The organism is Caldibacillus debilis DSM 16016 (genome assembly GCF_000383875.1).
Taxonomy (GTDB): Bacteria; Bacillota; Bacilli; order Bacillales; family Caldibacillaceae; genus Caldibacillus; species Caldibacillus debilis.
Map to the genome: position 1 here is coordinate 1 of NZ_KB912883.1, position 22,223 is coordinate 22,223.

Sequence of the window (22,223 nt, forward strand, 5' to 3'; positions counted from 1 at the left end):
CAGAAAAAATCCAGGATGCCATCCGGAGTGCGACGATTACGAAAGTGCACTTGGATGGAAAAGAAATCTTTATAAAAAATAAATCTGACGACGTATTTTCCGATATTTTAAAGGCATTTGGGCTAGAAGATATCCCCGCATATGGGGTTAAAGATAAAAGGACGAAAACATATCTACATACCAAAAAATAAAGAACTCCCCAAAAAACGCGATCATGACGCTGTTTTCGGGGAGTTTTTGTTTCTGGAACTGTAAAAGTCGGGAAAAAAGCCCGTCCGCCGGCATGAATCTTTGCAGGGCGGACGGACATAGACATAAAACGGTTTTCACCCGGCGGCACACTTGCCGTTTGTGTAAAAAAACGGACGGCGCATAGCCGTAAAACGGTTCTTTTTATAAATTCTTGAGTTCCCTGACCCCGTTTCTTGGGCTTCGCCGGATGCGGCAGCCCCTTGATCCGGACGGCCCTGAAAATAATTGGCGGAGACGGGGAAATTTTATGCGGGCCGCTTGATGGAATAGGCGGAAATTTACCGGCTTTTTTCCCGGCAGGCCGCGGGAGCAGGGGAGGCCTCCCGCCTCCCTTGGGGTCGGGCCCCCCTAAAGCGCCTTTTGGATTTCCCGTCGGTAGTATTGGACGGACAGGAATCCAAAGATCGAATACAGGGCGGAGTACAGTCCCATCACGAGCAGCATCGGCGTCCACAATTCCGTCCCGAAGAAAAACCAGCCGGACCGGACGGCAAAATAGCCGTGGGAGATGCCGAGGAGCAAGGGGATGCCGAAATTGAACAGCTGTTTCTGCCGGATCCCCCCTAAGAGATCTTCCGGTGTGAAACCGAGTTTTCGTAAAACGGTGTAGATCCCCTTTTCGTCCTCGCATTCGCCCATCTGTTTAAAGTAAAGGATGCAGCCGGATGTGATCAGGAAGGTCAAGCCCAAAAAGCCGACGATAAACATGGAGAGGCCGTAAGTCCTTTTATTGTTTTTAATCATTTCGAACTTAGAGAAGGCGGGTTTGGCGAATTCTTCGGCCAGAAATAAGCGGTTGGCTTCATCCGTCAATGCCTCATCCTTGATGTGAATGCCGATATGGACCGTCCCTTCCTTCTGGATCTTCGGGTCCATATCCTCGGCCAACCGTTCGAATACCTTCTCGTCGACGATTACGACGGGCATGCCCCCGTTGGTGAAATAATAGGACACGAGGAATTCCTTTTTCAGCCCCAAGTAGTTTTGCCGGATTTCCGCGCTTTTCCCCTTTAATGTGAGAGGACCCGAGGTTTTCAAAGGCATAAATTTTTTCAGGGCGTCATGGTAGCCGGAAAGATAAGCTTCATCGGGGGAAAGATCGCCGAAATCCGCGTCCTTTTCGCTGATGACGGGAAGGGGCGTGCTTTTTGGATCGAAATTTAATTGATCCAGTTTCCCCTTTAAAATAGGCTTGATATTCGCCTTCACCATCATGACTTGGGTCACCGTTTCCTCATAAGGAATATGTTTTCGGTCCAACGCCTTTTTAAACTGTTCCGCATCCTTTTGGTCCGTTAAGGCAAAATCGGCGGCCACATACTGCCCGGCGCTCTTTTCCGTAGAGTAGTAGGAGATATAGCTTAAGGACAAAAGGCCGACGGCAAGGGCGGAAGCGGTGGTGATTATCGTCAGGGACAGGGCGTTCGACTTCATCCGGAACATGATGGACGACAGCGACATCACTTCCCGGATAGTTAAATAGCCGCCCTTCGTTTTCCGGTAAAGATAGAAGAGAAAGCTGACCGTCCCCTTGTAAAACAAATAGGTGCCGAAAATGACGGAAGCGAGGATGAAAATCATGGCTTTGAAGAGTTCGTCGATCGTCGCAAATTCGCCGCTGAACAGTTTTGACGAAACATAATACCCTAAGAGGATGAGGGCGGCGCCCAAGATCCCGATCAGCAGCTGCAAAAGGGATATTCTTTTCGCTTCGACGGCGGAAGCGGCGGTAAATAACGAAAGAATGCTCAGTCTCTTGATGAACAAGTATTCCATCGCCATGATCAGCAGGAAGACCGCGCCAAAAACGGCCAAGGTCTGCCGGAAGGCTTCCTGCGAAAAGGTCAGGTCGGCGACGGCGCGGACGCCGGTGAGTTTGAACAGGATCATCGTCAAAAATTTGGAACCGGCGAACCCGATGAAGATTCCGGCAAACAGCGAGAGAAAATAAAGGATGAAATTTTCGATGCAAAGCAGGCGGAAGACGTTCCCTTTGGTCATTCCGATCAATTGGAACAGGCCGATTTCTTTGCTGCGCCTTTTGATGAAAATATGGTTGGCGTATAACAGGAACACGCCGACGATGACGATCAGCAAGACGGATGCCGCCCGGAATGCGGCCGCACCCTTAACCGATCCTTTCGCCGGGTCCATTTCCGGGTCATATTGCAAAGTGACGAAGGCGAAATAAAGGGAGACGGTGAAAATGAGCGCAAATACGTACAGGTAATAGTTTCGGAAATTTTTTTTCAGGCTGCGCAAAATGATCCGGTTAATGCTCATATTGGACACCGCCCAACACACCCTGGGTTTTCATGATGTCCTTCAGGAAGGACTGCCTCGTTTCATTCCCTTTCACCAGCTGGGTGTAAATTTGGCCGTCTTTGATGAAGATGACCCGTTCCGAGAAACTGGCCGCCACCGGGTCGTGGGTGACCATCACGATGGTGGCGTTTCTTTTCCGGTTCAATTCCTGGAGCTTGTTCAAAAGATCGGAGGCGGACTTGGAGTCGAGTGCCCCGGTCGGCTCGTCGGCGAAGATCACGCTCGGGTTATGGATGAAGGCCCGGGCGGCTGAAGTCCGCTGCTTTTCCCCGCCGGAGATTTCATTCGGATATTTGTCCCTGAGTTCAAAAATGCCCAATTCCGCGGCCAATTCCCGGAACCTTTCTTCCGCTTCCCGTTTCGGGGTTTTGGTAATGGTTAAAGGCAACAGGATGTTTTCCTTCACGGTCAGCGTATCCAGCAAATGATATTCCTGGAAAATGAAGCCCAAATGCCGTTTGCGGAATTCGGCCAGCTCTTTTTCCTTCATTCCGACAATGTCCCGGCCCCCGATCGTGATCGTTCCCCCGTTGGCCCGGTCAATGGAGGAAAGGACGTTCAGCAAGGTGGTTTTCCCCGATCCCGAGGGGCCCATGATGCTGAGGAATTCCCCTTTGCGCACTTGGATGTCCAGCCCTTTTAAAACTTCCTGCCGATTGAATTTGTTTCCGTAGCTTTTATAAATTTTTTTCGCTTCGAGAATGTACATCTTTCTCCCTCCTTGCAATTCCATCGTACCGGCTTTTATTCCCTTTTTCCTTCGATTCGGCGAACAAAAAGGAAAAGCATGTGACATTTTTGTCACATGCCTGCAAGGCGGACGAATTCGTTTTTTTTCGGGAAGGTCAAGATGAACGTCGTCCCTTCCCCGGGCTTTGATTTCACGTCGATCCGGATATGCAGAAAATCCGCCGCTTTTTTGGCCAGATACAGCCCCATTCCCGTCGCGCCGCTGTTTTGGTGGTCCTTTGCCGACGTGAAGCCCTTGTCGAAGATCCGGGGCAGGTCCCTCGGATCGATGCCGCGGCCGAAATCGGTGATTTCCAACCGGACATGTTCCCCTTTTTTATCGCTTTTGATGAGGATATCCGCGGATTCGCTGTATTTCACGGCGTTCGTCAAGATCTGCCGGAGGATGAAGGAAAGCCATTTCCCGTCGGTCAACACGTCTTCCGCTTCCAGGCTGACGTCGAAACCGATCCCTTTGCTGATGCACCAGGACCGCAGGGCTTTAATTTCCTGGAAAATGACCGGCTCCAGCGCCACCTGTTCGATGAACACGTCGTTTTCCATGGTGGCAATCCGCTTTTGATGGAGCTGTTTGTCCAGCAAAAGATGGATGCGCAGCCATTCGTAGGTCAGCTGATCCCGAAGCGTCTCGTCCGCCACCCGGTCGATCATCAGATGCATCGCGGAAAGGGGGGTTTTCATCTCGTGGATCCATGACAGCAGCTCGTCTTTTTCCTGTTCCAGGGAAAGCCGGTTTTTTGCGAGTTTCCGTCTATAATCGTCCAAAAGGCTTTGCATTTTCTCCGACACGATTTTTTCAAAGGGGCTTTCCCCTTCGGGGACGGACGCGTAATCCAGATCGCCTTCCCGTTCCTCCAGATTCCGGTAAAATTCCGTTTCCTTCCGGTAACGGAAGGCGAGAAAAAGGAGAAATAAGATGGAAGACAAAAACACCATATAGAGGATGGAATCGAAGGGAACCGCGGCATCCAGATAGGCGATGAAGAGAAAAAACGACTCGACAAAGAGAAAAAACAGGATCCAGCTCGCCCGTTCGAGGAAAAACTTCCTAATCATGGGCTTCCGCCTCTTCCGTCGCCATGTAGCCCTGTCCCACCTTCGTTTCGATATAGGCCCCCAGCCCCAGTTCATCCAGCCGCTTCCTCAAGCGGTTCACATTCACCGTCAGCGTGTTGTCGCTGACGAACCGTTCGTCGTTCCACAGGCTTTTGATCAGTTCCGTGCGGCTGACGATTTGGTTTTTTCTTTCCAGCAGGTGTTTCAGGATCAGCATCTCGTTTTTCGTCAGCTCGACCGTCCCTTTTTGGTTGGTGACGGTGTTTTTCGCAAAATCGACGGCCGCTCCCCGCCATGTTCTCAGCCCGCCCGGTTCCGCGCTGTAATTGTATGCCCGCCGGAGGATGGCCTGGATTTTGGCGATGAGCACGTCAAAATGGAACGGCTTTTGGATGTAATCGTCCGCCCCGAGCTGCATCGACATGACCATTTCCGCCGGGTGGTCCCGGGAGGATAAAAAGAGGATCGGCACGTTGGAGTGGGAGCGGATCATCCGGCACCAATAGAAGCCGTCGAATTTCGGCAGCTGGATATCGATGATCACGAGGTCCGGTTTGATTTCGGAAAACTCCTCCATGACGCGGCCGAAATCCCGGATCCCCCGGACATCGTACGACCATTGGGACAACCGTTCCTTGATTTCCTGAAACAATGTGGCGTCATCTTCGATGAGCAGAATTTTGAACACGGAGGATCACCACGGCTTTTCCGTTGTTACCGTTAATTATAATACAAATCTGGGCGTTTCAGTTGGAAATATTTGCGGCGGGGTGCGGCCTTTCCGCCGGTTTTTTTGGCAGCCGGCAGCCTTTCAATGCCGTCCCGGCGGCAGGGGATATGTTTCTCGTAAAATCCTTCCCGGGAATCGGCCCATTCTTTCGGACGGTGATCCGGCGTTTCCAATGTTTCTCCGATTTCCTCGGGAGCCCGATGATTTTGCCGGGATTTTGTTCCCGAAGGAAATGCCGGATTTGGAAAAGTTGCGATCCGGAATTAAAATAAGAAAAGACACCCGATCACGGAGGAAAATCTGCATTGATGAAAGGAGCGTTTGTTGATGGATAAAAAGCCGGAGAAGGATCCCCGATTTGCCGTCGCCGAAAGGGAAGCGGTCATCGGCTGCGTTTTGGCCGTCATCAATTTTGCCTGGTGGTACGGATTCGCCTATGGCCTTGGTTCGGAAAAACCGGAAGATTATACGTATATCCTCGGGTTCCCGGCCTGGTTTTTCTTCAGCTCTATCCTCGGCTTTCTCGTGATGCTTGTTTTCGTCTTCATTACGGTGAAGTTTTTGTTAAAGGACGTGCCGCTGGATGACCGGGATGATGAAAACGGGGGGGCAAAATCCGCATGAAATGGAATGTGATCATTCCCCTGCTCTTGTTTATGGCCGTCGTCTTTTGCGCCGGCGTCTGGTCGAATCGGAAAACGGATGAATCGAAAGGGTTCATCAGCAGCTATTTTATCGGCAACCGGGATTTTGGCGGTTTGCTCCTGGCGATGACGATGGTCGCGACATACGGCAGCGCCTCCAGTTTTTTGGGCGGTCCCGGGGCGGCTTATTCGATCGGGCTGGGTTGGGTTTTGCTGGCCATGATCCAAGTGGTAACCGGATATTTTGTCCTTTTGGTATTGGGAAAAAAGTTCGCCATCGTTGCCCGGAGATATCATGCCGTCACGCTGGTCGATTTTTTGAAGGAAAGGTACCGGAGCAAAACGGTCGTTTTCTTGGCGGCTTTCAGCATCATCGTCTTCCTCTTTTCTTCCATGGCCGCCCAATGGATCGGCGGGGCCTATCTGATCCAGTCGCTTACCGGGTTATCTTATCTGGCATCCTTGTTTATTTTTACGTTATCGGTTTTGGTCTATGTGGTTGTCGGGGGATATCGCGCCGTCGTCATTACCGACGCGATTCAGGGGTTCGTCATGGTGGGCGGGACCTTGACCCTGCTGATCGCGGTGATCGTCGCCGGGGGCGGCCTGCCGAATCTTTTTGAGGAACTGGTTTCCATCAATCCGAATTTGGTTACTCCCTTCGGCCAGGACGGCCAATTGACGCCTTTATATGTCTCCTCCTATTGGATTCTTGTCGGCGTCGGGGTCGTCGGCCTGCCGCAAATCGCGGTGAGGGCGATGGCCTACCGGGACGCCAAGGCGATGCACAGGGCGATCCTGATCGGGACTGCCGTGGTGGGGTTCATCATGCTGGGCATGCATTTGATCGGCGTTTTTGCAAGGCCTATCATGCCGGGGATCGAAGTGGCGGATCAAGTGATTCCGCTGGTGGCCCTCGAGATCCTTCCCCCCTGGGTTGCGGGGGTGGCGTTGTCCGCCCCGCTGGCGGCGATCATGTCCACCGTCGATTCATTGCTGATTTTGGTCAGTTCAACCGTGGTTAAAGATGTGTATATCAATTATGTGAATCCCGATGCCAGCTCGGATTTTATTAAAAAATTCAGCATGGCCGTGACCGGGGTCATCGGTGCCGTCACCTTCCTCATTGCGGTCAGTCCGCCGGATCTGATCATCTTTTTGAACCTGTTTGCCTTCGGCGGGCTTGAAGCGGCCTTTATCTGGCCCATCGTGTTGGGGCTCTATTGGAAATATGCCAATAAGACCGGCGCCATCGCCGCGATGATTGCCGGCATGGGCTCCTATATCGCCATCCATTTTTATAATCAAAGCCATCCGGCGCTGTTCGGCGTCCATACCGTGACCGTTCCCGTGTTCCTGTCGCTGGCGGCCTTCATCCTGTTCAGCCTGTTGACGAAGGGGGAGGCCTATCAATTCCCGGAAAAAAATATCCATAAGGTTTGAAGGGAAAGGGATGGCATCGGACCGTGCGGAATCGCCGCATGCCGGCTTCGGCGGGCTTGAAACGCCCTTCCGCTGAAGGGACGGGCGGCTCCTTCAAACGATGCGGAATACCTAGCGCCGGTGATCGGCATGCCCCGGCAAGATCCGGAACAGGAATCCCGGCCGGCAAACGGGATTCATTTTGGGAAAAGGAAAAAACCGCAAGGCGGACCTTGCGGTTTCCGTTGATCCGGGATTAATTTTTGCCGGCGGGATCGTAACCGACGACCGTCCAAATCCCCGTCGGGTCCTGCCTGACGAGGCGCTTCAAATAGACCTTTTCGATCGGGCTTTTGTCGCTTAGGACGCTGACGACCGCCAATTTTCCGTCATTATGGATCATTTTGAAATCTTCGATCCCGATAGGCCCGTCTCCGCTGATGCCTTCCGGGGAAATTTCCAGGTTGACAAACACTTGGGCGGTATAAACCGGATCCAGTTTCCACGGCATGCTCCCGGCGTCGACGCCCTTTTGGGTATTTTCTTCGATTTTCAAGTCGTATGGGACTTTCACCTGCGGTTCCCACGTTTTCCCTTCCGCGGCGGGCATGAAAAATTTCCAGCCGGTGACCGCCTCCGTCAAAGTGCCCAAATCTTCCAAAGAAACGTTGCCGATGACGGCGTACTCAAATCCGTCCTTTTGCCAGCGGATGGAGCGGAGATCCGTGTTGCCTGCGTAGACATTTCCGCCGCTTAGGATGCCTTCCGCTTCATAGAGGGGAGACTGGATCTCGGCGACGATGCCGTCAACTTCTCCCAGCATGGCCGATGGGGAGGGAGTGAATTTTCTTTCGACCTTCCCCTGGATGAAGGCGGCTTTTTTTCCATCCTTGGCGTAGTAAATCTTCAACAGTTTCCGTTCCGGGACGACGGCGATTCCTTCCTGCATGAATCCTTCCGGGAGGGCACCGGGCAGCGGCGGAGCGAACCCGGCGACGGATGCCGCTTCTTTCCAATCGTTGACGGCCAGTTCCGCATCCTTTTCAACCGCTTCATAGGCCGCCGGGGCTTGATAGGCGAGCAGATCTTCAGGAATGGCGTCATAAAAATCCAGTTCGGCGTAAGTAACCGTATAGCGGACGGCGTTTTGCGCCGCCGTTTCTTTTTGCACGGGGAGCTTCGTTTTTTTGTCGACCCATATTTTGTACGGAAGTCCGGACCGGGGCGTCACTTCCAAAACCTCCGCCGTTCTGCCGTGGATCTTCGCTTCGCCGGCCCGGCGGACGTCCAAAGCGTTTTCCGCCTCGTCGATTTCCTTGCCGATTTCAAAGATGAAACGGTAACTGTCGGGAAAAGCGGAAAACAGGTAGATCCGTTTTTGATCCGGGCGGATTTGCCATTTCCTTTTGCCGTTGTTGACGGTGATGATATTCGCATTGGCGCCTTCCAAGCCTTTCACGTAATAGCGCCCCTTTTTGTCCGCCCATACTTCCAGTTTTGCCTGGGTCACCGTTTCGCCGGCGGAGTTGGAGGATTTGATTTCCAGGATTCCCCGGTAGGCCTTTATGTCCTGATAGGCTTCGGCCATGGCGCTGACCATGTTTTTTTCCTTGAACGGAAACAAGATCCCGGCCGTCAGGAAGAGGAGGGTGGCCGCCGCGGCCAGTACGGCCATTCGCATCCGGCTTTTCATGTTTTTCCGGCTTTTCGGCGCCAGCTTTTCCGTGACGTATCCGATCAGTCTCCTTTCGAAGCCCGCTTCGGGCATGGCCGGTTCTTTCAAGGTGCGGACAAGCTTTACCGCGGAGAAAAGATCCTTCAATTCTTCCGATTCCGTCGTATATTCATTTTCCGCAGGTTTCCGTTCCTCATTTAGGCGATCGATAAAATCGGATAATCTTTCTTCGCTGCTAACCATCGGCTTCCCCCCAGCTTTCCATTTTCGGCTTAAGGATTTCGGCCAGTTTTTGCAAGGCGCGGTGTTGGATCACACGGATGTTTCCCTCCTGCTTGTTTAAGATTTCGGCGGTTTCGGCAACGGAATACCCTTTCAGGATCCTCAATTCGACAACCATCCGCTCTTCCTTTTTCAGTTGGTCAAGGGCCTGTTCGATCACGAGCCGCTGGGCGCTTCGCTCCGAGGAGTCGGCCACCGCCGCCTCCGACGGGTTGATCGCGTCGATGCCGATGTTTTTCCCTCGGAGCTTTTGTTTCCGCCATTGATCGCGCATCAAATTCAGCGCCACCGTTTTTAAAAAGGGAATCTGTTTTTCCGGGCGGACATTTTTTGTTTGCATAAAACGGATGGCCTTCACGTAGGTTTCCTGGGTCAGTTCTTCCGCTTCTTCACGGTTTTGGACTCTATAGTAAATAAACCGGTAGATCGTTTTCCAAGTCGATTGACAAATGCTTTCGATGAAACCGGGATCGACATCATCCGGGTTTTGCGAATTTTTAAATCCCACCAAGGGTGCGCACCTTCTTTCCGGGACGGCTGTTCAATATATATCAACGTTTGACGGTTCCCGCCGTTACAAAAGAATTTCTTTTATTTTTGCCCAAAGGCAAAGGAAGCTTATCCCTTTCTCCCGGCCCTTAGAAAAAACAGGGGGAGGCATCGAGTAAGCTAAGCGGAGCGGACGCCCTGGTCTCCCTGCGGCTCCTTGAAGGGGAAGATCCAAAAAGGAATGCCGATCCGTCCGGTCCGTTCAAAGGCGAGAAGTTCCGTCACCGGGGGAGATGCAAAAGCGGAAAGCGGGGATCCGGCCCGGAGGCCTCAACCGTGACGGCCGGCCGGGAAGATCCGGAGAATGGATGAATTCCCGTGCCGTCAAAGGCGGTTTCAAAAATGGACGAGGACGCACCCCTCTTTTTTCGGAAAAGGTGAGGCAGGCTTTTTGGGAGGATCACCCGCACCGGTTTCGTCGGAGGAGGAAAACAGAAAGCAGCCGGGGCCGAAGGGGAGAATCCGAAGTCGAAAGGAAGGAGAAAATGGAGGATATCCGGCGGGAAGGCAAATGGACGTTGAGGAGAAAAAAGTCTTAAAAGGGCGGCCGGATGTCCGCTCCGGGGGGAAGCCATGTGCGAAACGTCCTCCTCAAGGGAAAGGATGAAGCCCGGGGGGATGGAAAAAGAGGATTCTCCGGATGGCCTTGAATCACATCCTTCTGAAAATGAATTTGGCGGGGAATCCTGCGCCCGTCCCTCAACGGGCCGGGGGAGGCTGATCCCCTTGTTTGACGGCGGGAGGGAAGGGGGAGCCGCCCTTCCCGCCGGTGAAGGGATTTTATCCCCTCAATTCCTGTTCGATGGCCCGTCCTGCTTGCCTGCCCGTAAACAGGCAGCCGCCCAGGAAGGTGCCTTCGAGCGACCGGTAGCCGTGCATCCCGCCTCCACCGAAGCCGGCGGCCTCTCCTGCGGCATACAAGCCTTTCACCGGGCGCCCGTCTTTCCCCAACACCCTCCCGGACAGATCCGTCTGCAGGCCGCCGAGGGTCTTGCGGGTCAGGATATGCAGACGGACGGCGATGAGCGGCCCGTTTTTCGGATCGAGGATTTTATGGGGCTTGGCCACCCTTGCCAGCCTGTCGCCCATATAGTGGCGGGCGTTGCGGAGAGCGGCGATCTGCAGATCTTTCGTGAACTTGTTGTCCATTTCCCGGTCCCGGGCCAAAATCTGCCGCTTGATCTCCCGGTAATCGAGCAGGCCCGTTCCGGTCAGGCGGTTCATGCCGTCGACGAGTTTTTCCAGGGAATCGGCAACGATGAAATCTTCCCCCTTTTCCATGAAGGCCTTCACCGGCGGGGTCGGTCCGGGGAGGACGCGCCGCAAGGCCTTGCGGATGCTTTTTTCCGTCAGATCCGGGTTCTGTTCCGAACCGGATAAGGCAAACTCCTTTTCGATGATCTTTTCCGTCAGGATAAACCAGGAATAATCGAATCCGGTCGCCAGTATCGCTTTCAGCGTCCCCAACGTGTCGAATCCGGGCAGGCAAGGAACGGGAAGCCTGTTGCCCGCCGCGTCCAGCCAAAGGGAGGAAGGACCGGGCAAAATCCGGATTCCGTGATGGGGCCAGACCGGGTTCCAATTCCGGATCCCCTCCGTATAATGCCACATCCGGTCTTTGTTGACGATCCGGGCGCCGGCCCTTTCGGCGATGGAGAGCATGCGCCCGTCCACATGTTTGGGAACGCCGGAAAGGAAGGATTCCGGCGGGTTACCGAGCCATGCCGGCCAATTTTTCCGGACCAGGTCAAAATTTCCTCCGATTCCGCCGCTGGCGAGAAGGACGATATCGGAAAAGAATTCGAATTCGCCGATTGCCGTCCGGGATGTCGCCTCGCCCCGGGGCCGGCCGTCGGGCTCGAGAACGGAACCCTTTACCCCAGCGGCCGCACCGTTTCGCATGATGATTTCATCGACCCGGTGGCGAGGCCGGTAATCGACGAACCCCGCTTTTACGGCCTCCCGGACCCGGTCGGCGAAGGGCTTCACGAGTCCCGGGCCCGTGCCCCAAGTGATATGGAAGCGGGGCACGGAATTCCCGTGGCCGTCGGCGAGATGGCCTCCCCGTTCCGCCCAGCCGACGATCGGGAAGAAACGGACGCCGAGGGAGCGGAGCCACGCCCTTTTTTCCCCCGCGGCGAAATCCACATAGGCTTCCGCCCATTTGATCGCCCAATAATCCTCATCTCCGGTCCGGTCGAATCCGGCGCTGCCGAGCCAATCCTGCCAGGCCAGGTCCCGGGAATCTTTAATGCCCAGCCGCCGCTGCTCCGGAGAATCGACGAGGAAAAGCCCGCCGAAAGACCACCAGGCCTGTCCGCCGAAGTTCGTCTCCGGCTCCTGATCGAGCAAAAGCACCCTCCTTTTCCCGTTCAATAGTTCGGTCACGGCGACGAGGCCGGCCAGCCCCGCGCCGACGACGATCGCATCGTATTTCATCATCCCATCCCCCTTCGTTCGCTTCCGATTTTTCCGCGCAAACTGTCCGATTTACCCCCTATTATAAAAAAGAAAATGGAAATCGGGGAGCGAATGTTCAGAAAAAACCGGCATCGTCCCCCTTTATCCGTGTCCCGGTGCGGCGGCTGGGGGCCCGCACCTGCCGGGAATTCCGAATTTATTATATTGATATATTATTTATCGCAAATAAAGTTTCGCAAGTTTCCATTATTCCAAATATTTTTATGTTGTTTATTATTGGAATTACTGAGATTCTTTAAATAATCTTTGAAAATAATTTCCATTACCAAAAAACTTTTTGACAATAATATTGAAAAAGCTTTATGATAAATGGTATATGGAAGGAGGAAAGAGTATTGCAGAGGTATACTAGAAAGCAAATTGTAGAAAGCGTGCCTCAAACCGGATTTTTCGGCCACCCGAAAGGTTTGTTCACCCTGTTTTTCACCGAGTTCTGGGAAAGATTCTCCTATTACGGCATGCGGGCCATTCTCGTATATTACATGTATTACGAAGTTTCCAAAGGCGGGCTCGGCCTCGATGAAAACGTGGCGTTGGCCATCATGTCCATATACGGTTCTTTGGTTTATATGTCGGGAATTTTGGGCGGCTGGATCGCCGACCGGGTCACCGGAACATCCAATGCCGTATTTTACGGCGGCATCTTGATCATGTTCGGCCATATTGCCCTGGCTGTTCCCGGCGATGTTGCCTTTTTCTTCTTGTCGATGGTCTTGATCGTCATCGGGACCGGACTGCTGAAGCCGAACGTTTCAAGTGTCGTCGGAGAAATGTACGACGAAAAGGATGCCCGGCGCGATGCGGGATTCAGCATCTTTTACATGGGCATCAATATGGGGGCCTTTTTATCGCCGTTGGTCGTGTCCTTTTTCAGCGACCGTTACGACTTCCATGCCGGTTTTGGGGTAGCGGCTGTCGGAATGTTTATCGGACTGATCATGTTTGTATTGACGAGAAAGAAAAATCTTGGTCTGGCGGGAACCCAGGTCCACAATCCGCTGAGTGCGGAAGAGAAAAAGAATTTTTTGAAAATATTCATAGTTTCGGCTATTATTTTAGCGATTATCCTGCCCTTGTCCATTTCCCGGAACTGGTTGACGATCGAACGTTTTGTCGCCCTTGTCGGGCTGCTTGGCATCCTTATTCCGATCGCCTATTTCGTGGTGATGTACCGCAGCCCGAAGACAAAACCGGTGGAACGTTCCCGGCTGCTGGCCTATGTTCCGCTGTTTATTGCCTCCGTTATGTTTTGGGCGATCCAGGAACAGGGATCGACGGTATTGGCCAATTTCGCCGACCAGCGGACCCAATTGGATTTTTGGGGCATCCGGATCAATCCGGCCTGGTTCCAATCGTTGAATCCTTTGTTCATCATTACGCTGGCCCCCGTATTTGCCTGGTTATGGGTGAAGATGGGTGAACGCCAGCCTTCCATTCCGAAAAAATTTGCCCTCGCCCTGGTATTTGCCGGCTTGTCCTTCCTGGTCATCATCGTGCCGGGCTACATGGCGGGAGAAGGCGCGCTGGTGAATCCGATGTGGCTCGTCTTGAGCTATCTGATTGTCGTATTCGGGGAACTTTGCCTGTCCCCGGTGGGGCTGTCCGCGACGACGAAACTGGCTCCCGAGGCGTTTCAGGCGCAAACGATGAGCCTCTGGTTTTTGTCGAACGCGGCTGCGCAGGCGATCAACGCCCAATTGGCGAAATTTTACACGGAGGCGTCGGAAATGGTTTATTTCGGGACGATCGGCCTGGTTTCCATCGTCCTCGGGATTCTGATGTTCCTCATTTCCCCCGCCATTCAGGAAAAAATGCAAGGAATAAAATAATGTCCTGGATTCCGCTGCCTGAACAAGCGACTGGTTTGTTCAGGCAGCTTTTTCTTGGACGGATTCCGGCGCCTTTTTGGCCGGGGGCATTTTTCCGGACGGCAATATGTGACGCCGCTGTCCATCAGGCATCCCGTTTTTTGGTTGCGGGCACCTGACGTCCGCAGCGAAGGGGAACGTCAAGCCCCGGCGCTTCGATTGCCGCCGGGAAGGAGGGCGGCCCGGTTTTGCCGCCAAAGGTTTGGGATAAAAAGTTTCGGCTGACGTTCATCCGCTCCGTTTGAACCGGAAAGAAACCCGGAGATGAGGGAAGGCGGCGCGGGCCGGATTCTTGCCCCCTCCGTCGCTTAAGAAGTCCCCGCGGATCCCGTCCCTTCCCATGGGGGCAAGGTCTTCCGCAGCGGCTTATCCTTCCGGTAGCCGAGGGCGTATTCCGCCTGCAGGAGGGTATGGATTTCCCTCGTCCCTTCGTAAATGACCGGCGCCTTCGAATTGCGCAAGTACCGTTCCACCGGGTATTCGTTGGCGTAGCCGTAGGCGCCGTGGATCTGCACCGCGTCATCGGCGGCCTTGTTGGCAAAATCGCAGGCGATCCATTTGGCGAGGGAGACTTCCCTCGTCGTCCGCCTCCCCAAATTTTTCAGATAGCCCGCCCTATAGACGAGCAGACGGCTGATTTGCAGGCCCGCCTCCATATGGGCGATCATTTGCTGGACCAGTTGGTGGCGGCCGATTTCCTTGCCGAAGGTCTTCCGTTCCCGGCAATATTTGACGCAGGCTTCCAGGCAGGCTTGAATGAGCCCGGCCGCGCCGGCGGCCACGGTGAAACGGCCATTGTCCAGGGCGGACATGGCGATTTTGAACCCTTCCCCCTCTTCGCCGAGCAAATTTTCCGCCGGGACTTTCACGTTGTCGAAAAATAATTCGCCCGTATTGCCGGACCGTATCCCCAATTTTCCTTTGATCGCCCGGGAGGAAAATCCCGGAAAGGTCCTTTCCACGATGAAAGCGGAGATGCCGCGATGTTTTTTCCCTTTATCCGTATAGGCGAAAACGATGAAGTGGTCGGCGATGTCGCACAGGGAAATCCAGGTTTTTTGCCCGTTTAAGACGTAATGGTCCCCTTTGCGGACGGCCGTCGTTTGAATGGCGGCTACATCGGAACCCGCGTTCGGTTCCGTCAGGGCATAGGCCCCGATCTTCTCTCCTCTGGCTTGGGGAACCAAATATTTTTGTTTTTGCTCTTCCGTTCCCCATTGGAGGAGCGTCAAGCTGTTCAGGCCGGTATGGACGGAAACGGCGGTGCGGATGGCCGTATCGCCCCGTTCCAATTCCTCGCAGACGATGGCCAGGGAATTGTAATCCATTCCCATCCCCCCGTATTTTTCCGGGATGCAGACGCCCATCAGATTCAATTCGGCCAGGCGCTTCAGGACGTTCCGGTCAAACTGCCCCCTTTCATCCCATTCCTTGATGTAAGGGATGATTTCCCTGTCGACGAATTTCCGCACCGTTTCCCTCAACATTTCCTGTTCCGGCGTGAAATCAAAATTCATCACGGATTTTCCCTCCCCCGATTTTTCCGGAGGCCTGAAACGAAGGGCGCTAAAGTTTGCGAAAGGGGAAGCCCGTGTTCCGCCTCCGGATCCGTCATGTTTTTATCTATAATTCGTGAAACCGCTTTCCGTTTCCTTTTTTTGCTTCGGATTTTGCCGGCCGGGATGCCTTATGGAAAAGGAAACGGCCCCGGCGTTGAAGGCGGGCATTCAACAAAGACGGGCATTGGCCTTCGGGAAAACGCGGCAGGCGCGCCGGGGATTTCGAACTTGACGATCCTTTCATGAAAATTTTATGATGATGAAAAACGAAATAATAATCAGATCATTCCTAAACATGGACGGATGCCGCGAACCGGGGCGCCGGGGCAGCGGATAGCGGAAAAGAAAGCGGCCGATGGGGATCCGGCAGCCGGGATTTCCCTTATGGGAACTGCAGGAAAAGGCCGGGGGATTTTTGCAGGCGGCGGCATATGCCTCGGCGGTTTCGCTTTCCTTCCTGGAGAAGCCGTTTGGCCGGTATCCGGGGTTCCGGTTCCTTCCGTTCATGAGGGATGTTGACCGAGCGGATTTGGTTGCGGCCCAAAATGAACCCAATGAACTTCGGTGGCCGGCCTTTCCGGACCGCCGGCGGCGGAAAAATGGGCGGCCAACCGGACGACGATCATCGGGGGATCGCCGTCCGCCGATTTCATAGGAGGGGACGCGATTCTCGATTCGCCGTCGGTCATTTCATCGATGGCCGTCAATCGATTTTCTAGGATAGAGGTGGCCGTTTTTCCGAAAGCGCTTCACTCAACCCTGGCATTTTTCGGGATTCTCGCCGGCTGCGCCTTCCTTTTTGGGTGTCTTTATCTCCAACGGTTTCACCCGAGGACATTGAACTCAAAACAGGGAGGGAGTTCATTCCGGCACTGCCCGGGCGGCGGAGGACCAGGCGGATCAGCTGAAGCTGACGATTCGGTTGGACGATCGGTCTTCCAAGCCGTCATTTGACGAAATTATACGGTTTACGTTAATAACCCGCCAAGCTGCAGGTTCTTAACCGTGGATTACCCCAAGAATGCCGGCTTGCACTTGGGATCGGATTTGCGCACGGTCCGGGAGGCAACGAAAGAATTAATGGATCATGCCCATCTTCCGCAAATCGATGCGTGCCATCTTTCCGATGGGATGGGTTTTATGTATACCGGGCGGATATTTCCGTTCCCGATCGACTATTATGCGGTGAACCAGGAAGACGGGCGGCCAGGCAATTTTTCCGTGATTTTTCTTATTATGAAAAAAGATTTGGTAAAAATTTGAGCTGATCGAAGATGTATTTGGTGCGAAATCCCGCATAAACAAACCGCATTTTCCCGGCGGCGATTTGCAATTTTTTCCGTTTGAGCCCAGGCCCGCCCGGACAAAAAACAGCGAAGGTCCCGATCCGGAGGGATCGGGCGGCGGCGCCGAATCGCATTGACTTTTGCCTTCACTTATAATACAATCACTATAAATTAAAAAGGCGGATAAACTGCGGAGTCTGTCTTCAACGTCCGGATGCGCGGACGGCCGGGAACTGGGCAGCGGCCAGTTTAATCATGGGGGAATGATTACACTGGCCTTTTTATTATTCTTTGTGAAGGAAGGGAGCGGGCTTTTTCCGGATCGGCAAATACCGGGGCTCCCCGTTCGGGTGCGGCCTCCGCTTTTCCGGCCCGCCGGGTCGGGGGAGCCAAAAAGAATTCCTTTTGGGGATGGACCCCATTGGAAATGGAATTTTCCGGGCCCGATGAATAAATTGGAAAAGGGAGCGGAATTTGCGACCTTCCGGTTGTTCATGCCAAAACTACTTACGGATGAGAGGGATTGCAGTGGAATTTACGGCAGACGTGATTAAAACATTGCCCCCGTATCTGTTTTCGATCTTTGAAAAAAGAAAAGAAGAATTGAAGAAGAAGGGCGTGGATGTCATCGATTTCGGCATCGGTTCACCCGACCTTCCCCCTCCTGCCTTTGTCATTGACCGGTTGAAAAGGGAATTGGACAATCCGGTGAACTACGCCTATTCCCCCTATATCGGGATCAAGGAGTTCCGGCAGGCGGTGGCCGACTTTTATAAAAGGGAATACGGGGTGGACTTGGATCCGGATACGGAAGTATTGACGCTGATCGGATCCAAGGAAGGGATCGTCCATCTGTTGCAGGCCGTTGTCAATCCGGGGGAAACGGTCCTCGTTCCCGATCCCGGGTTCCAGGCTTATTGGAAGGCCGTCCATCTCGTCAAAGGCGAAGGGTACAATTATCCTTTGAACGAAAAGAACGGCTATCAGCCGGAATTTGAAAACATCCCGGAGGATGTGTACAAAAGGACGAAATTCATGTTTTTGAACTACCCGAGCAATCCGACGGCGGCCACGACGACCTTGGACGTATTTGAAGAAGCGGTCCGCCTCGCCAAAAAATACCGGTTCATCGTGAGCAATGATTCCGCCTATTCCTTTATTACCTTCACCGATGAAGTCCAGCCGAGCATCCTGCAGGCGGAAGGGGCGAAGGAAGTCGCCGTGGAATTCGGTTCCCTTTCGAAGATTTATAACATGGCCGGCATGCGGATCGGGTACATCGTCGGCAACAAGGACATCATCAAGGCGCTCGCGACTTTGAAAAGCAACGTGGACACCTGCCAATTTATCCCGATCCAGCAGGCGGCGGCGACGGCGCTGAACAGCGACCGTCAATTTGTCGCCGAATTGAACCGGATTTACAAGGAACGCAGGGATGCGATGGTGGAAGGATTGAAGGCGATCGGCATCGACATCCGGCCGCCGGAAGCCACCTTTTATATATGGGCGCCCGTCAAGGCGGGATATACGACGGAACAGTTCACCGCAAAACTGATGGAAGAAGCGGGGATCATCGTCACGCCGGGAACCGCCTTCGGCCCTGCCGGGGAAGGTTATTTCCGCATCTCCTTGACGAAGCCGGTGGAAAAAATCCGGGAAGCCATCGAACGCCTGAAACGGCTCGATTGGCAGGATTAATCCGACTGGCGACGGAAAGGATGCGTCCGGCATCGTCCCTTGGGGCGGACCCGCCGCCGGGTAAAACCGGCTGGCGCTGGAAAAGCGGCTCGGCTCCCGGGGCTTCCCCGGGGACCGGGAGCGGGAGGATCTTCGCGAGGCAGGGATGATTTTCAGGCCCTTGGACGGCTCAAAGGAAGGTCCGGCCTTTCCGAACCGGCGAAAAAGGAAGGCCGGCCGCCCATTGGCAAGATGCGACGCCATCCCGCCCCGGGCGCCGGATGTTGCCGGGGCGGAAAGGATCTTTGCTGCCGGAACCCGTTAAAATCCGGCGGAGAAAACGGCCTTGTTCCGGAAAAGCCCGCTCCTTGGTTTTCCTTCCCCCGAACCGGCGAACCGGCACGCGCAAAACCGCAGCGAACGCCGTTAACGAAGGGACCGTCAAGGAAGAACGACCAAAATTTACGGAAAATTTTAATAAGTCAATCCTCTTTATCACCCGCTTTTTCCGCGGCATTTTGCAAGACCGCCCGGTACGGGAGGAGAGGTTGTCCGGAAACGGGCAGGGACGGCGTCTTTCCCGAAACGGGCCGCGGACTTTCCGGACGGAGCACCACGGGTTCGCCTCCTTTCGCCTGTTCCGTCCGTATCCCTTCTGTTGTAAGCGATTACAAACGAGGCGTGGATCCCGCTTGGCGCATTTCAAAAAACTGCCCGGGTCATTTTTTTCCGTTTCCGTGAATCGAATAGCTTCAGGGGCATATAAAGATGAATGGAAACTTTTTCAAGAGAAAGGAGAATCGGCAATGAAGGCGCTGAATTATATTAACGGTGCGTGGTGCGAATCGAAAAGCGGCATGACGGCTCCGGTCATCAATCCCGCCGACGGGAAAACGATCGGCCACGTCACCCTGTCGACGGAGGAAGACGTGCGCCAGGCCGTCCGGGCGGCCAAAGCGGCGCAAAAAGAATGGGCCCTCGTGCCTGCTCCCCAGCGGGCGGAAGTCCTGTATAAAGTCGGCTTCCTGCTGAAGGAAAAAAAGGAACGGCTGGCGCGGATCCTGACGATGGAAATGGGGAAGGTGATCGAAGAAGCCCGCGGCGAAGTCCAGGAAGGCATCGACATGGCCTTTTACATGGCCGGGGAAGGGCGGCGCCTCTTCGGCGAAACCACCCCGTCGGAATTGAAGGACAAGTTCGCCATGAGCGTGCGGGTCCCCGTCGGCGTCGTCGGCATCATCACGCCGTGGAATTTTCCGATCGCCATCGCCACGTGGAAATCCTTCCCCGCCATTGTCGCCGGCAACGCGGTCGTGTGGAAGCCCGCGTCGGAAACCCCGCTGATGGCCCAGGAATTGGCGAAAATTTTTGAAGAGGCCGGCCTGCCGAAAGGGGTGTTCAACGTCGTAAACGGGACCGGGCCGACCGTCGGCAGCGCCCTCGTCGAACATCCCGACGTCCGGGCCATCTCCTTCACCGGCTCCAATGAGGTCGGCAGGGGCATCGCGGAAAAATGCGGCCGCCTCTTGAAAAAAGTCTCCCTTGAGATGGGCGGCAAAAATGCGGTCATCGTCATGGACGATGCCGATCTTTCCCTCGCCGTCGAGGGGATACTCTGGAGCGCCTTCGGCACGTCCGGACAAAGATGCACTTCCTGCAGCCGGGTCATCGTCCACGAGAAGGTGAAAGAAGAATTGGAAGAACGCTTGCTGGAGGCGATGAAAACGCTGAAGGTCGGCAACGGCTTGGATGAAACGGTCAAGGTGGGGCCGGTGATCAACGAAGCCGCTTTAAAGAAGATTCACGAATACGTGCAAATCGGCAAGGCGGAAGGGGCGAGGCTGTTGGCCGGCGGCGAGATCCTCGCGGAAGGGGAACTGGCCAAGGGCTTTTACTACGCGCCGACTTTGTTTACCGACGTGAAGCCGGACATGCGCATCGCCAAAGAGGAGATCTTCGGACCGGTCCTTTCCGTCATGCGCGCGGGGAGCCTGGAAGAAGCCATCGCGATCAATAATGCCGTCGATTACGGATTGTCGAGCGCCATCTTCACCCGAGACGTCAATCGGGCCTTCCGGGCGATGCGGGACTTGGATACGGGGATCGTCTATATCAATGCCGGAACGACGGGGGCGGAAATCCACCTCCCCTTCGGCGGCACGAAAGGCACCGGAAACGGGCACCGCGATTCCGGAACGGCCTCCCTGGATGTGTTCACCGAGTGGAGGAGCGTCTACGTCGATTTCAGCGGGAAATTGCAGCGGGCGCAGATTGATATCGATCCGGAAAGCGGCCGGGAGGAAAATCCCGAATCGGCGCAAGGGGATGCCGGCATTGGGAAGGAAGGGGGAAAGGCATGAACTATTTGGTGCTCGGTTCCGGTCTGATGGGGAAGGAAGCCGCCCGCGACCTCGTCAACAGCGGCGGGACAAACCGCGTCACCCTGGCGGATGTGGATGAAGGGAAGGCCCTTTCCGCGGCGGAACAAATCGGTTCGGAAAAACTTGAAGCGAGGCAAATCGACGCGGGGGATGAGAAGCGGCTGCAAAAACTGATGGAGGAGCATGATGTCGTCCTCAACGCGCTGTATTACGCCTTTAACGAAACCGTGGCGAAAGCGGCGATCCGCGCGGGCGTCCATTCCGTCGATTTGGGCGGCCATATCGGCCATATTACCGACCGGGTGTTGGATTTGGACGAAGAGGCGAAAAAGGCAGGAGTGACGATCATCCCGGATCTGGGGGTGGCCCCGGGCATGATCAATATTTTAACGGGGTACGGGGCAAGCAAATTGGACGAAGTCAAGTCGGTCAAACTGTACGTCGGGGGCATCCCGCTCCGGCCCGAACCGCCCCTCGGTTACAACCATGTGTTTTCATTGGAAGGCCTGTTCGACCATTATACCGACCCGTCGCTGATCATCCGCGGCGGGCAAAAGCGGGAGATCCCTTCCCTTTCCGAAATCGAAACGGTCTATTTCGAGAAATTCGGCCCCTTGGAAGCCTTCCACACTTCCGGCGGCACGTCGACCCTGTCCCGTTCCTTCCCGTCGCTGGACTGCCTGGAATATAAAACGGTCCGCTACCCCGGTCATGCGGAAAAATTCCGGCTGCTCGTGGATTTGAATTTGACGAGGAAGGATTATGAAGTGAAGGTGGGGGAGATGCGGGTGAGACCGCGGGACGTGCTCCTCGCCGTATTAAAACCGCTCCTCGATTTGAAGGATAAGGAGGATGTGGTCTTGCTGAAGGTCCTCGTCGGCGGCAGAAAAAACGGCCGGAACTTCCGGTATGAATACGAATCGGTAATCTATAAGGACGGGGAAAACAATGTGACCGCGATGGCGAGAACGACCGCCGGCACCCTGTCGGCGGTCGCCCAGATGATCGGCGGCGGGATCATCCGGAAACGGGGGGTTTATCCTCCCGAACAAATCGTGCCGGGGGACGTTTATCTGGAGGAAATGGCCAAAAGGGGCGTGATCATAAACGAACAGGAATATCCGATCGGGCCGGAAACCGAACCCGCCCTTGATCGTGCGTGATCGTAAAAGCAAAGGAATATCTTTCCGCATGGATGGACGTTCCCGCGAAAAAACCGTTCCCGCAAGAGACGCCGGGAGCGGTTTTCGCTTTTTTTTTTGGCGCGGCCATGCCCGCTGAAAAGA

14 protein-coding genes and 2 pseudogenes are annotated in these 22,223 nt (G+C 54.5%); 8 read left to right on the top strand and 8 right to left on the bottom strand.

Annotated features, from left to right (window positions below):
- Nucleotides 1–191, top strand: a pseudogene (locus tag A3EQ_RS22770) (IS1634 family transposase); the annotation flags it as partial.
- Between the two features lie 409 nt (nt 192–600).
- Here the strand turns inward: A3EQ_RS22770 and A3EQ_RS0106350 are convergent.
- The 4 genes from A3EQ_RS0106350 to A3EQ_RS0106365 form a co-directional block, all read right to left on the bottom strand.
- Entirely contained in the window at nt 601–2,535 is a 1,935-nt protein-coding gene (locus A3EQ_RS0106350) for an ABC transporter permease (RefSeq protein WP_020154344.1), read from the bottom strand.
- The gene (locus tag A3EQ_RS0106355; RefSeq protein ID WP_020154345.1) at nt 2,525–3,286 is read right to left on the bottom strand and encodes an ABC transporter ATP-binding protein; all 762 of its coding nucleotides are present in this window, start codon (nt 3,284–3,286) and stop codon (nt 2,525–2,527) included. The genes A3EQ_RS0106350 and A3EQ_RS0106355 overlap by 11 nt, the downstream gene beginning before the upstream one ends.
- A gap of 92 nt (nt 3,287–3,378) precedes the next feature.
- A complete protein-coding gene (locus A3EQ_RS0106360) occupies nt 3,379–4,383 on the bottom strand; it encodes a sensor histidine kinase (RefSeq protein ID WP_020154346.1) in 1,005 nt (334 codons plus the stop codon).
- Entirely contained in the window at nt 4,376–5,071 is a 696-nt protein-coding gene (locus tag A3EQ_RS0106365; protein WP_020154347.1) for a response regulator transcription factor, read from the bottom strand. The genes A3EQ_RS0106360 and A3EQ_RS0106365 overlap by 8 nt, the downstream gene beginning before the upstream one ends.
- 369 nt (nt 5,072–5,440) lie before the next feature.
- Here A3EQ_RS0106365 and A3EQ_RS0106380 point away from each other — a divergent pair, with 369 nt between their 5' ends.
- Together A3EQ_RS0106380 and panF are read left to right on the top strand one after the other, a co-directional pair.
- Nucleotides 5,441–5,737, top strand: coding sequence for a YhdT family protein (locus A3EQ_RS0106380; protein WP_020154350.1), 297 nt, complete (start codon nt 5,441–5,443; stop codon nt 5,735–5,737).
- Entirely contained in the window at nt 5,734–7,200 is a 1,467-nt protein-coding gene (gene panF / locus A3EQ_RS0106385; RefSeq protein ID WP_020154351.1) for a sodium/pantothenate symporter, read from the top strand. Before A3EQ_RS0106380 ends, panF begins: the two co-directional genes overlap by 4 nt.
- Before the next feature lie 235 nt (nt 7,201–7,435).
- On the opposite strand, the gene A3EQ_RS0106395 is transcribed toward panF, so the two are convergent.
- From A3EQ_RS0106395 to A3EQ_RS0106420, 3 genes are all read right to left on the bottom strand, one after another.
- Nucleotides 7,436–9,097, bottom strand: a complete 1,662-nt coding sequence (locus A3EQ_RS0106395; protein WP_020154353.1) for a LolA family protein — start codon at nt 9,095–9,097, stop codon at nt 7,436–7,438.
- Nucleotides 9,090–9,644, bottom strand: coding sequence for an RNA polymerase sigma factor (locus A3EQ_RS0106400; protein ID WP_211212060.1), 555 nt, complete (start codon nt 9,642–9,644; stop codon nt 9,090–9,092). Before A3EQ_RS0106400 ends, A3EQ_RS0106395 begins: the two co-directional genes overlap by 8 nt.
- An 821-nt stretch (nt 9,645–10,465) precedes the next feature.
- Nucleotides 10,466–12,124 carry an FAD-binding dehydrogenase gene (locus A3EQ_RS0106420; protein WP_026499790.1) on the bottom strand — a complete coding sequence of 553 codons (1,659 nt, stop codon included), beginning with the start codon at nt 12,122–12,124 and terminating at the stop codon, nt 10,466–10,468.
- A gap of 344 nt (nt 12,125–12,468) precedes the next feature.
- On the opposite strand from A3EQ_RS0106420, the gene A3EQ_RS0106425 reads away from it, so the two are divergent.
- Nucleotides 12,469–13,995, top strand: coding sequence for a peptide MFS transporter (locus tag A3EQ_RS0106425; RefSeq protein WP_051091401.1), 1,527 nt, complete (start codon nt 12,469–12,471; stop codon nt 13,993–13,995).
- 347 nt (nt 13,996–14,342) lie between these two features.
- Here the strand turns inward: A3EQ_RS0106425 and A3EQ_RS0106440 are convergent, their stop codons facing one another.
- Nucleotides 14,343–15,551: an acyl-CoA dehydrogenase family protein gene (locus A3EQ_RS0106440; RefSeq protein ID WP_020154361.1), complete on the bottom strand. Its 1,209-nt coding sequence runs from the start codon at nt 15,549–15,551 to the stop codon at nt 14,343–14,345.
- Nucleotides 15,552–16,598: 1,047 nt separating this feature from the next.
- Between A3EQ_RS0106440 and A3EQ_RS0106465 the strand changes: the two genes are divergently transcribed.
- The 4 genes and pseudogenes from A3EQ_RS0106465 (at nt 16,599) to A3EQ_RS20740 (ending at nt 22,100) form a co-directional block, all read left to right on the top strand.
- Nucleotides 16,599–16,856 (top strand): hypothetical protein, encoded by a 258-nt coding sequence (locus A3EQ_RS0106465; RefSeq protein ID WP_154652829.1) that lies wholly within the window; start codon nt 16,599–16,601, stop codon nt 16,854–16,856.
- Nucleotides 16,857–17,407: 551 nt separating this feature from the next.
- Complete coding sequence (locus A3EQ_RS0106480; protein ID WP_020154369.1) at nt 17,408–18,577, top strand: LL-diaminopimelate aminotransferase; 1,170 nt, start codon at nt 17,408–17,410, stop codon at nt 18,575–18,577.
- 785 nt (nt 18,578–19,362) lie between these two features.
- A pseudogene (locus tag A3EQ_RS20735) lies at nt 19,363–20,838 on the top strand (aldehyde dehydrogenase family protein); the annotation flags it as partial.
- Nucleotides 20,839–20,912: 74 nt separating this feature from the next.
- Complete coding sequence (locus A3EQ_RS20740; RefSeq protein ID WP_020154372.1) at nt 20,913–22,100, top strand: saccharopine dehydrogenase family protein; 1,188 nt, start codon at nt 20,913–20,915, stop codon at nt 22,098–22,100.
- Nucleotides 22,101–22,223: the final 123 nt, after the last annotated feature.

What these genes read in the sequence shown, in the direction of transcription:
- A3EQ_RS0106395 (WP_020154353.1), bottom strand. Translation starts at nt 9,097, where the DNA reads ATGGTTAGCAGCGAAGAAAGATTATCCGATTTTATCGATCGCCTAAAT.
- A3EQ_RS20740 (WP_020154372.1), top strand. Translation starts at nt 20,913, where the DNA reads ATGAACTATTTGGTGCTCGGTTCCGGTCTGATGGGGAAGGAAGCCGCC.
- A3EQ_RS0106420 (WP_026499790.1), bottom strand. Translation starts at nt 12,124, where the DNA reads ATGAAATACGATGCGATCGTCGTCGGCGCGGGGCTGGCCGGCCTCGTC.
- A3EQ_RS0106350 (WP_020154344.1), bottom strand. Translation starts at nt 2,535, where the DNA reads ATGAGCATTAACCGGATCATTTTGCGCAGCCTGAAAAAAAATTTCCGA.
- panF (WP_020154351.1), top strand. Translation starts at nt 5,734, where the DNA reads ATGAAATGGAATGTGATCATTCCCCTGCTCTTGTTTATGGCCGTCGTC.
- A3EQ_RS0106380 (WP_020154350.1), top strand. Translation starts at nt 5,441, where the DNA reads ATGGATAAAAAGCCGGAGAAGGATCCCCGATTTGCCGTCGCCGAAAGG.
- A3EQ_RS0106360 (WP_020154346.1), bottom strand. Translation starts at nt 4,383, where the DNA reads ATGATTAGGAAGTTTTTCCTCGAACGGGCGAGCTGGATCCTGTTTTTT.
- A3EQ_RS0106355 (WP_020154345.1), bottom strand. Translation starts at nt 3,286, where the DNA reads ATGTACATTCTCGAAGCGAAAAAAATTTATAAAAGCTACGGAAACAAA.
- A3EQ_RS0106440 (WP_020154361.1), bottom strand. Translation starts at nt 15,551, where the DNA reads ATGAATTTTGATTTCACGCCGGAACAGGAAATGTTGAGGGAAACGGTG.
- A3EQ_RS0106425 (WP_051091401.1), top strand. Translation starts at nt 12,469, where the DNA reads ATGATAAATGGTATATGGAAGGAGGAAAGAGTATTGCAGAGGTATACT.